Annotated in this window: 13 protein-coding genes; 3 read left to right on the top strand and 10 right to left on the bottom strand. The window is 31.5% G+C overall.

The window, feature by feature from the left end:
* Positions 1-113: 113 nt before the first annotated feature.
* The 5 genes from COL05_RS07445 to COL05_RS07425 all read right to left on the bottom strand — a co-directional run bounded on the left by COL05_RS07445 (position 114) and on the right by COL05_RS07425 (position 4,021).
* A complete protein-coding gene (locus COL05_RS07445; RefSeq protein ID WP_048525719.1) occupies positions 114-560 on the bottom strand; it encodes an NUDIX domain-containing protein in 447 nt (148 codons plus the stop codon).
* Positions 561-585: 25 nt separating this feature from the next.
* Positions 586-924 (bottom strand): divalent cation tolerance protein CutA, encoded by a 339-nt coding sequence (cutA, locus tag COL05_RS07440; protein ID WP_098668117.1) that lies wholly within the window; start codon positions 922-924, stop codon positions 586-588.
* 30 nt (positions 925-954) lie between these two features.
* Positions 955-1,413: a GNAT family N-acetyltransferase gene (locus COL05_RS07435; RefSeq protein WP_098668116.1), complete on the bottom strand. Its 459-nt coding sequence runs from the start codon at positions 1,411-1,413 to the stop codon at positions 955-957.
* A gap of 193 nt (positions 1,414-1,606) precedes the next feature.
* On the bottom strand, positions 1,607-2,968 hold the full coding sequence (locus tag COL05_RS07430; protein ID WP_098668115.1) for a family 8 glycosyl hydrolase: 1,362 nt from the start codon (positions 2,966-2,968) through the stop codon (positions 1,607-1,609).
* A 138-nt stretch (positions 2,969-3,106) separates the two neighbouring features.
* Positions 3,107-4,021, bottom strand: a complete 915-nt coding sequence (locus COL05_RS07425; RefSeq protein WP_098668114.1) for a DMT family transporter — start codon at positions 4,019-4,021, stop codon at positions 3,107-3,109.
* 146 nt (positions 4,022-4,167) lie between these two features.
* Between COL05_RS07425 and norG the strand changes: the two genes are divergently transcribed.
* Positions 4,168-5,601: an efflux pump transcription regulator NorG gene (gene norG, locus COL05_RS07420; protein ID WP_098668113.1), complete on the top strand. Its 1,434-nt coding sequence runs from the start codon at positions 4,168-4,170 to the stop codon at positions 5,599-5,601.
* Positions 5,602-5,646: 45 nt separating this feature from the next.
* Here the strand turns inward: norG and COL05_RS07415 are convergent, their stop codons facing one another.
* Positions 5,647-6,177: a DUF4269 domain-containing protein gene (locus COL05_RS07415; RefSeq protein ID WP_098668112.1), complete on the bottom strand. Its 531-nt coding sequence runs from the start codon at positions 6,175-6,177 to the stop codon at positions 5,647-5,649.
* A 174-nt stretch (positions 6,178-6,351) separates the two neighbouring features.
* Between COL05_RS07415 and COL05_RS07410 the strand changes: the two genes are divergently transcribed.
* Positions 6,352-6,813, top strand: coding sequence for a DUF2306 domain-containing protein (locus tag COL05_RS07410; protein ID WP_098668111.1), 462 nt, complete (start codon positions 6,352-6,354; stop codon positions 6,811-6,813).
* A 261-nt stretch (positions 6,814-7,074) separates the two neighbouring features.
* Here COL05_RS07410 and COL05_RS07405 read toward each other — a convergent pair whose 3' ends face one another.
* Entirely contained in the window at positions 7,075-7,938 is an 864-nt protein-coding gene (locus COL05_RS07405) for a glycerophosphodiester phosphodiesterase (RefSeq protein WP_098668110.1), read from the bottom strand.
* Positions 7,939-7,983: 45 nt separating this feature from the next.
* Positions 7,984-8,784: a GNAT family N-acetyltransferase gene (locus COL05_RS07400; protein ID WP_098668109.1), complete on the bottom strand. Its 801-nt coding sequence runs from the start codon at positions 8,782-8,784 to the stop codon at positions 7,984-7,986.
* Positions 8,785-9,292: 508 nt separating this feature from the next.
* On the opposite strand from COL05_RS07400, the gene COL05_RS07390 reads away from it, so the two are divergent.
* Complete coding sequence (locus tag COL05_RS07390) at positions 9,293-9,991, top strand: hypothetical protein (RefSeq protein WP_097853067.1); 699 nt, start codon at positions 9,293-9,295, stop codon at positions 9,989-9,991.
* 198 nt (positions 9,992-10,189) lie between these two features.
* Here the strand turns inward: COL05_RS07390 and COL05_RS07385 are convergent, their stop codons facing one another.
* The gene (locus COL05_RS07385; RefSeq protein WP_098668108.1) at positions 10,190-10,699 is read right to left on the bottom strand and encodes a DUF7018 domain-containing (lipo)protein; all 510 of its coding nucleotides are present in this window, start codon (positions 10,697-10,699) and stop codon (positions 10,190-10,192) included.
* Positions 10,700-11,078: 379 nt separating this feature from the next.
* On the bottom strand, positions 11,079-12,383 hold the full coding sequence (locus COL05_RS07380) for an MFS transporter (RefSeq protein ID WP_098668107.1): 1,305 nt from the start codon (positions 12,381-12,383) through the stop codon (positions 11,079-11,081).
* Between the last annotated feature and the right edge of the window lie 185 nt (positions 12,384-12,568).

Genomic DNA, 12,568 nt, shown 5'->3' with positions numbered 1-12,568 from the left:
GACTAAATGCGTACATCAACAAAATATGAACTTACACTAGGTGATGTACCTTGTTTTTTAGCCTATTTTCTTAATTCCTTTTCGGTAGACAAATTTATTATTAATAGAGGTATTTAAAAATTACTAATCCAACAGTTTAGTAGTTCATCGCTTAATTTTCTTTCTAGCAACTCTTTAACTGAAGGCGCTGGCATGATTTTATAAGTATTTAAAGCTTCTTGAGTAAAATCTATCCAGTGAAACGCTAAATGAGACTCTTTAGATTTTGGTATGAAATCATTATGTAACTCTTGTGAATCTATTTCAAAAATGTGATTAATTTCATGATGAAGAACTTCTCGGTCTTCCCATTTGTTTTCTATTACGCCTAAAAATTGTTTTATACTACAGTTAACTCCGAGTTCTTCTCGCAATTCTCTTATTAATGCATTCTCAGCCGATTCGCCAACTTCAACGTGACCACCTGGTAAAAAATAATGATGGCCAATATATTCAGCCACTAACAATTTTTTATCCTTTATCAATACAGCTCGCACAATATGATGAAATTTATTTTTCAATTTTTCTTCCTCCCAGTCATTTACTTTATATTTGATTAAAATAGTCATTTAATATCGGTATAATATAAATCATAGGGGTTTCATACGGATGAATTTCGTTAATCACTTTAAGTGCATCCTTTACAAGGTCCTCTTTACACTTTATTTCAATTTTACATTCGTTCCCTTCACATATTTGACCAATTTCTCCGTTAAAAGGTGCTGCATCGTCTAATGGTCTCCAGTATCCTTTCACGGAACTATAGGAAAGACAATGGTCATATTTTCCTGTTTTACAAGCACCAATTCTATTTAGCTCATCCCGCAATATCTCAATGTATTCTTCAGGAATAAACACTTCGATTTTCACTTCCGAAAATTGCATCTTTCCTTTCACACCTTTACTTTATAATACTTAAACAAATAAACGATACACTTGCTCCCCATCATAATCATGTCCCAATGGTTGAAAACCGTAATGTTCATATAATTTCTTTGCAGAGACATTATCTTTATGTACCGTTAACCTTATTTCTCTACACGCCTTATATGTATTTTTTATTAAATAAATGCTTTTCTGTAATGCTGCTTTTCCATACCCATTGCCTTGCTGCTTTTGATCGATAATAAAGCCGTTTATCCAATACATATCAGTTGTCTCTTTTATAACAGCGTGCATTACAAAACCAACCATTAGCTCGCCGTCGTATATCGCAAATGGTATGTATTCTACATTGTCACCATCTGGTTTTATATATACTTTAGCAAGTGAAACTGCTACAGTTGGTACAAATTTTCTTTGCTCTTCTTTAACTTGTAATTTTAATGCATCTTCCCAATTTGCTCTCGTAACAATCTTTAACTGGATATTCAATATTTTAGGCTCCTTTATAAATAAGTTGTATTTTTATATTCAACAGAGTGACATATTCTCCCTTTTCCAACAACAACCTACAACATGATCTTATTAAATTTTTCTTTATTTAATTGTAAACCTATATTGCTTCACGAAATATTAAAAAGGAACTAGCATAGTGCTAATTCCTTTTACTAAAAAGAATACCCTGTTATTTATCGTATCCTTTTTGAGCTTCATCATTTATTAGGTTTTCTATTTTCTTATCATCAGGTACTGGTTTCCACCAATTACCTGTAATAAATAGCATAGTTAATAAATTATAACTATCACTAAAGTAACTTTCTTTCTTATTCTTCATCCAATCCCATCCACTATTTACCCACTTTTGATTATCGCTTTTCGTTGTACTTGCAGCAATAAACGGTGACACAAATACAGCAGTTGGATAACTACCTATATTTGATCCATTTAATTGATAACCATCCACAATTTTAGAAGGATTTCCATTCGTCTTATTTTGAATCCATGAAGAGACTTTGTCAGAGATAACTTTACTTCTTTTCTCTCCATACATCGCATAGTCCATTACAATCCTTAATGGTACCCGACTAGCATTGTAATAATATGCATTTGTATACTGTGACTCATCTAAGAAATCTTTAGGTGCTGGTTGTGGTGGGTTTTTCACAACAAAATCTGAAATAAGCCCTGTATTTGGAGAGTACTTATTACTAAATTGCGTATAAACATCGTACAAATTATTAATAACAGTAAGCCAAGTTTTATCACCTGTAAATTCATAAAATGCTCTAAGGTGTGACATCATCCAATCAGATGGTCTCGTATCAAGTGAACTTTTAGAATCCCAATCTCCTAAATTTAGTCGGTTATTATTTGTAACATTACTAGCTTTAATACCTTTTGTAATCATGTCTTGTGCTTCTTTCAAATAATTAACCGTTCCATTTGATCCCCACTGCTTATGAGCAAGCAGAAGGGAATACGCAATATCTAAATCCCCATCAGTAGCAGAATCAAAATGACCTTGTGCTTTTTTACTATCTGCGACAACCCATCCCATTAAATTAGGATTTTGAGAGCTTTTAAAAGTTCTTGCTGTTTTAAATAAACCGTCATAGATTTTTTGAGCATTCGAATCATAACCAGCCATTAATACCGTAATTATCATCCCATATCCTTGACCTTCTGAAGTTCCAAGTGGCTTAAACCCATCCGCATCACCCGTAATCTCTCCTTTTACGTAATAACCACCAGGTAAAGAAGATAAATCATTTTTCAAATATTTCTTTTTCCAGTTATCGTAGTAACTTCTTACAGAAGCATTTAAACTTTCCTGTGTAACATGATTAGGTTTTATAACACCTGCATAATTAACTTGCTGGGGAAATGGTTTCATTTCTTTTGCAGCAGCTACTTGTTGATTAACTACGGGAATAGAATTTTGTGCTGAATTGTCCGTTACACTTGCCGCGAAACTAGAATTAGAAAAACTAGCTAGACCGATTGCTATAATAGAAATACATGTGAAAATATTTCTTTTTCCATTCATTATGTTGTCATCTCCTTTTAAAATGCTTACTACGTAAAATGTAACATACAATATTTAACTGAAATATAAAGTATTATATTTATCAACATAAGAAAGAAACTATATGAAAAAGTATCATAAAATTATTATTGAATTACATTATACGGATTGATTATTTGCTAAATTCCTATTCTTTTCTTTTCTTAATACTGGTATATGAGCAATCACAATTCCAAGTATAGTAATCCCTCCGCCAATTATCGAAACTAAAGTTGGCATTTCTCCTAACCATATCCAAGCAATAAAACATGCAGTTACTGGCGTTAAATATAGGGAACTTGTTGCCTCGGCAGCACCAGAATGAGATATGATATAAGCCAATGCGATATATGGGAGTACTGTTGGAAATAAACCTAAATATATAACACTCATATTCACTTCAAGAGGAGCTGCTAGTATTTCTGTATACATTCCAGGTAAGAAAATAAGCATACATACAGTACTAGATAAAATTGTATATATGGTAAATGGTAAAAAGCCGTACTTTTTTAAGTGAGAAGTTTGGAAAACAAAATATAGGCTTTCCGAAATAGCTGCTAATAATATAAATAATCCCCCACTATTCAATTGAATAGCATCTCCTTGACTAAATGATATGAGAGCAATTCCTATAAAACTAATTACCCCACCGATCCAACCATTTAATTTCATTTTTTCGTTCAAAAAAACAGAAGCAAGAATTGCCGTTACTATAGGTGTGACGGAAACAATTAAACTTGCAGACCCAGCATTTACTGTTTTTTCGCCATAGTTTAATGCTATGTGATAAAAAGTGAATCCTAACGCACCGAACATAAAAATTGCTGGGATATCCTTTAAATCTGGTAGCCGTAACTTGTAAATAAAAGAAAACAACAGGAGTATAAATGAAGCGATTAATAAACGTAGTAAAGTAAGATGCTCAGGTGTATAAGATTCAAGCCCCATACGAATTGCCGGAAAGGCAGTCCCCCATATTAAAATCGTAAAAGCATGAGCACAAATAATCGGAATATCTCGTTTTTTATAATTCATGTTTTCTCCCCCTTCAAACCAACCACTTTATAATTACCAATTATTTCTTTTCATCATATTTAATAGTTGATACAATGTCTTCAACCAGTTACTTATCGTAAAAACCAACCACTTAGCATTTTTAAAGTGAACGAGGGAGTTTTTTTATGACAATTAATAAAAAACTGCCTAAATATCGGCAGATAGTAGACTATATGAAAGAAAAAATTGAAAACGGAGAATGGCCTATTGGAAGTAAGATTCCTAGTCAACGGCAGTTAGCTAAATTATTTCATGTAAATCGAAGTACTGTAATAACTGCGCTAGATGAACTTATGGCAGATGGCTTAATTCAAGGACAAATCGGATCAGGAACAATTGTAACGAATAATACATGGTCATTATTAGCGACGAATCCCCCGCCTGATTGGAGTGAATATGTAAAGGCTGGTATTCATAAGCCTAGCAAGTTAATGGTGCGAGAAATAAATGAAGCAGAAGCAAATAAAACACTTATCCACCTTAGTAAAGGTGAACTTGCTCCTGAATTTTTCCCGCTAAAAACGATGCAGTCCATTATGAAAAGCGTAAGTGACGAATTAGATTATTTCGGATACGAAGAACAAAAAGGGTTTTATCCGTTACGTGAAGCAATAAGTAAATACGTAAAATCATTTGGAATCCATACGTCACCGAGTTCTATATTAATCGTCTCTGGTGCATTACAAGCATTGCAATTAATATCAATTGGTCTTTTACATCGAGAATCAACTGTTTTACTTGAACAACCTTCTTACTTATATTCACTTCATGTATTTCAATCAGCAAATATAAATTTATCTGGTATAGCTATGGATCATCACGGTGTTTTACCTAACGAATTATTAAAACGCATTAAATATAGTCAAAAGAAAAACATTTTATATTCTATCCCTAGTTTTCAAAACCCAACAGGGATGTTAATGTCTAAAGAGCGAAGAAAAGAAATAATAAAAATATGTGAAAAGGAACAGTTACCTATTATTGAAGATGATATTTACCGTGAGTTATGGATTGATGAACCACCTCCAGCTCCTTTAAAGTCGATAGATAAACATGGACATGTATTATATATTGGTAGCCTATCTAAAACACTTAGCCCAGGACTTAGAATTGGATGGATTATTGGACCCGAACCTGTTATTGATAGATTGTCAGATATAAAAATGCAAACAGACTATGGATCGAGCTCTTTATCTCAAAGAGTTGCTGCTGAATGGATAAAAAAAGGTTTTTATGAAGAACATGTAGCGAACGTAAGAATTCAACTAAAAGAACGAAGACAAATCATGATACGGGCTTTAAATAAGTATTGTGCATATGTTGCAACGTGGGATATTCCTAGCGGCGGATTCTTTATATGGCTAAAGATTATACCTAGCATTCCGATGAAGAAATTATTTTCAGAGGCACTATCAAAAGGAATTCTTTTAAACCCAGGGCGTATTTATGAAGAAGAATCAGATCAATACATTCGTTTATCATATGGATATGCTTCTCCAGAGCAAATAACTAACGGGATTAAATTACTGAGTGAATTAATTCGTAAGCTAATGGCATAACAAAAACTCCTCTTCTATCTATAAAGGAGTTTTTGTGTATCTTATTTACCACAATCTCATTTCCTGCCCTAACAAAATAAGTTCCTCATAAGGATCTCCGTCAATATTTAATATTTGAGCAAAAGCAGGTTCTGTTTTCATACCGTTTTCTTTCAAACGAATAATTTCTTCCCTTATATGGGGATGCTGCATTAATAGCATATGCTCTACTATCATATGTCTATATGCATTTTGATTACGCACTGGCTTAGGCTGAGCAAATAATTCAAATTCAAAACCTTCAAATTTAAAATTTACCTTTATCGATTCAGTATTTTTCATTTTTTTCTTTTTTATTTTGAACCCTTCATAAGAACCATATAAAGATTTCATTTCTTGTTCAAAAACATCAAAGTTATGTACTTCCATTACTATATCTAAGTCAGATTGAAGAGTATCAATTCTTATAGGGATTGTCCCACAAAGAACGGGACTATACAAAGCTAAATCCTCCATAATATTTAGTTTGTTCAAAACATCATATACTTTTTGTTGCTTGTCATTCCCTGATTGTAAATATGTAATAGATGTAAACATGGAAGTCTCTCCTTCATTTCACGTAATACGTGTCTCACTAGACTCAAGAAAAATTTGTCCGTGTAAATTTGTTCTTGAAGTACCTTTACTTCAATATATTAAAGTGAATAAACAATATGTTTCAACTTTTCTCCTATGCTGCAATACTATAAAAATAAAAAGGGAGGAATTATGATGAGCATTTTCAACATTCTTTTAACCATCCACATATTATTTGGAACGATATGTTTAATAACTGGGATAATAGCGATGGTTGCTCAAAAGAAGAAAGGTAAACATACGGAATGGGGTGAAATATATCACGCATCCTATGTTGTTATCACCGTTACTGCCATTATATTATCCATTATAAACTGGGATAAAATCGCATATTTATTTTATGTAGCAATTTTCTCTTATTCATTTGCGATTTATGGATACCTCGCACGAAAAAAACGTTGGAAAAATTGGCTTCACCATCATATTAGAGGTATGTTAGGCTCTTATATTGGTGCTGTTACTGCACTTTTAGTAAATGTCGGTATTCATATTCCCTTAATCAACTTACTGCCACCTATATGGTTTTGGTTTTTACCTACATTAATCGGTATTCCTCTCGTAGTCAGTGTATCAAAAAAATATAAAAAGCGTAGTTAAAATCCATTACATTTTCGTTACTTTCTGATGATTATTACGAAAAATCATACTCAATGTAATATTTTATTTATAAATTGAAAATCGTATTGCTTTAAGTTAGTCACATAGAGCTAAATAAAAAGAATCCAATACTTTTATTGGATTCTTTTTCCGATTTCATTTCAATATTGGCCTTAAGTATTCAATGATGTTACTATCTGGATCACGAACTATCTATATATACTTGTTTTATTGGTTCAGTGATAATTACACCATTACAGATTAAGATTGTAATAACGAATGTAAACGATTCGGGTAATTCGTAAACATCCCGTCAACGCCCCATAAAAGTAACTTTTTCATATCTTTTTCATTATCTACAGTAAATAGGTGAATTTCTAATCCATATTTCTTTATTCTCTTTACATAAGCTGAATCAATATATTTATAGTTCATCCCAAGACCGATGCAGTATGTTTTATACTTTTTCATCTCTAATTCGGTTAATTGAGCTGCCTTTTTGTAAGATAGTAATTGTACTAGCGGTAAAGTAACATCTAAACTATGAATTTTTTGGAGACTTTCTTCACTAAATGATTGAATCATAACTTTATCATTTATTTCGTATTGCTTTATAATTTCTAATAGTTTTTCTTCCATACCAGTATATTTATCTGGTGATTTTGTTTCAATATAATAGTTAGCGTTACGCCCGAACGTTTCAATAATTTCTTCTAATGTTGGAACTGTTGCATTTTCATATTCTTTCTTTGCTAAAGTTGGATGCTTTTTATTAAAAAAAGAACCTGCATTAAGTTGCTTTATTTCTTCTAACGTATGTTCCTTTACTAGCCCAGTACCATTTGTAGTGCGGTTTACTGTTTCATCATGCATAGCTACTAAATGTCCATCTTTTGTCATTTGAAGATCAATTTCTATATAATCTCCTTTTAGTTGTTGTCCTAATGTATAAGCTGCTATTGTATGTTCTGGTGCATACGCAGAAGCTCCTCTATGTGCAATGTTTTTTATATGAGTTGATTGATTAATAGCTTTCGTGTACTTAAGTTCATCTACTTTATAAAAAACAAAAGTACCTATTACTATAAAGGTGCAAAGTATTGTAATAATATATATCTTTTTCATAATGATGTATTAACTCCTACATAAAAGCAATTTGGATCGAATAATTTATTCGATTAAATGTCGATTTTCAAATACAGTCATTTGTCCAACAGATTGAAAACCGGCCTTTTTATAAATATTAATCCCATCAGGTGAAGCTTGTAATACGCATTGAGCAACATTTAATTTCTTTGCTTCCTGCAGCAAGTAATGAAACATAGTAGAGCCAAATCCTTTTCCTCTCATTTCTTCTTTCGTTGCTATATCATAAATACCAACACTATCTTTTGTACATACTAATGAACCGACTGATACGACTTCATCTTTATAAATTCCTAAGTATAGTTTCATATTTCCACTATTCCATAAGTCGAAATAAGCGGTCTGATTGTAGAATGTTTGAACATGTATACCTTCCTCTGATGTACCAAATAGACTAGCTAACGCTTCTCCAAAATTTTTAATTTGTCCTGGTGAAAAGGCTTTTTGTATCTTAAAATCTTTTGGTATATTTATTGTTGGATGTATTGTTTTTAAGTTTGCTACCATCGCAATATTTTGTTCTGCTTCTTGTAAGCCAAGTTTTATTAATTCGCTTTTTATAGTCTGTTTTTGCCTATCGTCCCAAAACCAAACACTCATTGGAAATTTCTTTTGATTATAGTTGTTTACCTCTTTATATAATGGCTCAATGCCTTCCGTTAAATTATTGTTTAGCAAAGTAATGATATTGAATGTATCTGCCGGTAAACCACAGTCAACAACAATATAGTCCTTCGTTTCTTTTACATTCATTCCATGTAACTGCCACGCAATATATGACGTTTTATATGTAAAATTATCTATTAATAACTGTTTATAATTCATTCATTTTTCTCCTTTCATAAAAATTAACATTCGAATCCTTCAGTATTAAATATAACATATAAGAAATGTACCTATTTCTATAAAAATAGCTCTATATATCACTCTTTTTGTCCTAAAAGAATTAAAAACGATATAACGTTGTCGGAATGAAAAAAGTGGTATATAATAAATATTAACATTACTAGTAATTATTTTAGGTATTCCTAGAATAAAGGAGCGATACATATGAAAATTACTATTTATTTCGGAAGTCATGAAGATCAAGATGTTCGTACAATGGACTGTCATTTAGATGTAGAAGATACAGAAGAGATCGTTTCTGTATCATAATATAAATTGTAGGAGCGAACCCTCTTCCCTACAGCGTTTAAGACACCTTTTACAGGTGTCTTTTTTGTTGTTTTTTTCGTCAAAAACCCTTTACTTTAGAGCGTTTTAATAGTAAAATATAAATATACGAACAAACGTTCTTTTTATTTTAATTGTACATGAAGGGATGATTTTTACAATGGCTCAAGCAAAGCGCAGAGGAAGAAAAAAGCAAACACCTATTATTTCAAATACAGGCTTTATCGGCTCTGTCTTTATTGATACATTGGAGTTACAAAAGAAATCCTATTATTTCGCTCGTAAAAAACTTCAAATTGTTCATCACGTACTAGATGGTCTCTCTGGGGCAACAAGTTCTCTATTTAAAGAACATAACATTTCAGCATACATGTCATGTGTGTATTTACATAAACAAAAGAAAATAGGCTTTGTTCTTTCAACGAAACCATTTGAACAAAGTGACGGTGTTGCGTATTTTGTAAATTATTTAATCGAAAAGAATTTTTACGGTAACGAAGAAGTGGAATATCAAGAAGTATTTAATACGGGTTTTATCGGTGTTGTATTCGCTGATTTATGTAGCATAGATCGTTTTAATTTCGAGTTTGAAATGGGTATGTTAACGAAATTAATGAAAGATATGATTATTCCAGTTAAAGAACTCTTTTTACGCCACAATGTACCGGCCTACATCTCCACTTCTCATTTAGAGGAACAAAATAAATTAGGTTTCGTTCTATCTGTAAAACCATATGATGAACGTGCAGAAGCAGATTTATATTTTGAGGCGTACTTAAAGGAACGCGGGTTATTTATTGGTGATGAAGAAGATGATATTGATAAGATTGTTATTAGAAAAACAGCTGAATTGCGATAAAAAAGCGCAGGATATGGATCCTGCGCTTTTTATAATTTACGTTTTACTTTAAATCAATATCGTGTCCTGTCTTATTTTTTGTAGGGAATCATTAAATTAGCTTAGAATATCCCGGGAATTTTGATCACTATGCAAAAGAATCCCTTGTAGATATAGTTAAAATTTTGTATCTCATAGAAATCTATATCCTAATTACTACTATTTATCTTTTAGTTCTTTTATTGTCTGTATTGTTTTCTTTATCTTCTTTAAAGCATCATCCATATGTTTAGAAGACTGTGTGACTGTTTCAGGGTTACCTTTATCTAAACCTTCTACCATTTCTGTTAAGGAGTCTTCGTACATTAACATTGCATCAGACAACTCTTTTTGTAAATCATCATATTTCTTAGGTGGTTTTATCTCTTTCATTTTCTGTGTTACAACCTTAAAATTACCTATTTCTGCTTTAAACTCATTTTCTGTAGTAGCAAATGAAGGGTCTTTTGCTATTACATCTGATATAACTTGATACTGGTTTACCCACTCTTTTGCTACATCATTAACCTTTTCTTTGTAATCATGTGCGTTTTTTAATCTACCATCATCTTGCTTTTCTTCTGCTACTTTTATACTATCAGTTTTCTTTGTTTCGGAGACATCCTTACTGCAACCTACTCCTAATGCTAATGTAATTGGTAAGACTACTGTTAATATTTTATGTTTCATTAATATTTACCCCTTTGTTTAAACTATATCTACGTTTCTTCCAACTCTTTCTTTAGTCTTCCTTTCCTCTAATGGGAAATTTAGGTTTTTAACAATATGAACATATGATAACATGTATTATAGTTGTAGATAATCCCCCCCACCGTATGCTTTTTCAATACTCTCTCTAATATATTTTTCAACATTTAAGCCCCTTTTTGTCTAAGTATTCAGTGAAGAGACATGCTACAATTAACAGTATTTCTACAATCTCGATTTAAAAGAATGAGGATTATTTATTGGTATTAAAAAAGATAATATTGATAAGTGTATGAGTTGAATAAAACGGAATTACGATAGACAAGCGCAGGATGATGATCCTGCGCTTTTTCGATATTATTTAATTACGTTCAACACTATACCCTTTTGAATGAATTTCTAAATTCAACTTATTTGAATAAACTTTATTCAAAATAAGAAATACAATGCCTCCTCCAATTGGAATCGTGTAGGCTGGAATATGATTTAATAATAGACCTGATAATACCAATGCTATCGGCTGCATCATTTTACCTATACTTAATCCAATACTAAGCACTCTACCCCTATATTCATCCGGGATCTCTTTTTGCATAAAATAAATTAAAGGGATATCAATGAATGCTATCGTTAGCCCTACAAAGAACATAATAGCGCAATACATAGTAACAAATATAATATTATTTACTTCAATACTTTTGAATAAAACAGGAATACCTGAAACTATCATAAAAATCGCCAACATAAAACTTATTTTTTTCAATAGATAGGAATAAGAATAACGATCAGTTATCTTTTTTACTAATACTGCACCAACTATCATACCTATCGGAAAAGTCCCTTGAATCATACCAAATTGTTTAGAACTAAGATTGAGAACTGTATTAATAATGTATGGCAATGGAACAGTTACAGAAAAACCTAAGAAGAAATTAAGGGAAATTAATATATTAAACGTATTCTTTAAACTTTCCCTCTCCATTAAGTAAGAGTATCCCTCTTTTATATCTTTAATAAAATGAATTTCTCTAATAGAATATTCCTCATTTATGTTTTGCTCGAACAATTTAAAGTTAATAAATAATATGGATATACCCGAAAGAATAAATGAAATACCGTTTATAATGATAAATGTTTTCATATCAAAGACTACAAAAACAATCCCCCCTAGCATAGGGCCTAGAATTAAAGATATGGAATCGATAATTTTACTTATAGAATTAATACTCATAAGCCTCTCTTTAGAGACGATATTAGGTTTTGCAGCTTCTAATCCTATTCCAAAAAAGGTTGTAAATACTGTCATAAGAAAGGTTGTAGTATAAATGAAGAATAAGTTTAATCCATAATAGCTGCTTAATATATAAATAGCTATTAATAAACATCCACTGAGTAAATCCATACAAACAACTAGTTTCTTTTTATCAACCTTATCAGCAATGACACCAGCAAACGGATTCATAACAATCATTGGAATCGTTCCTAATATGAGCGTAATCGCGAAATTTAATGCGGACCCAGTTATTTGTAAAACATATAATCCTAATGCGAAACTATAAATAGAGCTACCGAATATTGATACTGTTTTTGCAATTGAATATAAAAAAATGTTTCTAAGTTCTTGATTGCTTTTTTTATTTTCTATATGTAATCGTAAACTTCCCATAACATTTCCCTCGCTTTTCTTTGTATTACGTATAGTGTAAGGTCTCGGGTTAACCCGATATCAATATGTACAATTTGAAAAGTTTTAAGGAGAAATAAATAAAAGATGGGGCCAACCCCATCTTTTATCAACTGTGGGTTTTTACGTCTCTCTGTACTGATAGAAATAAAATGATTGCTATAAAA

Source organism: Bacillus sp. AFS059628 (assembly GCF_002571225.1).
Taxonomy (GTDB): domain Bacteria; phylum Bacillota; class Bacilli; order Bacillales; family Bacillaceae_G; genus Bacillus_A.
The sequence above is the reverse complement of the archived record's forward strand: the minus strand, read 5'-3'. Positions and strand labels throughout refer to the sequence as shown.

Bases quoted from the DNA above. Each gene is read 5' to 3' on its own strand.
- cutA (WP_098668117.1), bottom strand. From the start codon at position 924: ATGCAATTTTCGGAAGTGAAAATCGAAGTGTTTATTCCTGAAGAATAC.
- COL05_RS07430 (WP_098668115.1), bottom strand. From the start codon at position 2,968: ATGAATGGAAAAAGAAATATTTTCACATGTATTTCTATTATAGCAATC.
- COL05_RS07425 (WP_098668114.1), bottom strand. From the start codon at position 4,021: ATGAATTATAAAAAACGAGATATTCCGATTATTTGTGCTCATGCTTTT.
- norG (WP_098668113.1), top strand. From the start codon at position 4,168: ATGACAATTAATAAAAAACTGCCTAAATATCGGCAGATAGTAGACTAT.
- COL05_RS07415 (WP_098668112.1), bottom strand. From the start codon at position 6,177: ATGTTTACATCTATTACATATTTACAATCAGGGAATGACAAGCAACAA.
- COL05_RS07410 (WP_098668111.1), top strand. From the start codon at position 6,352: ATGAGCATTTTCAACATTCTTTTAACCATCCACATATTATTTGGAACG.
- COL05_RS07405 (WP_098668110.1), bottom strand. From the start codon at position 7,938: ATGAAAAAGATATATATTATTACAATACTTTGCACCTTTATAGTAATA.
- COL05_RS07400 (WP_098668109.1), bottom strand. From the start codon at position 8,784: ATGAATTATAAACAGTTATTAATAGATAATTTTACATATAAAACGTCA.
- COL05_RS07390 (WP_097853067.1), top strand. From the start codon at position 9,293: ATGGCTCAAGCAAAGCGCAGAGGAAGAAAAAAGCAAACACCTATTATT.
- COL05_RS07385 (WP_098668108.1), bottom strand. From the start codon at position 10,699: ATGAAACATAAAATATTAACAGTAGTCTTACCAATTACATTAGCATTA.
- COL05_RS07380 (WP_098668107.1), bottom strand. From the start codon at position 12,383: ATGGGAAGTTTACGATTACATATAGAAAATAAAAAAAGCAATCAAGAA.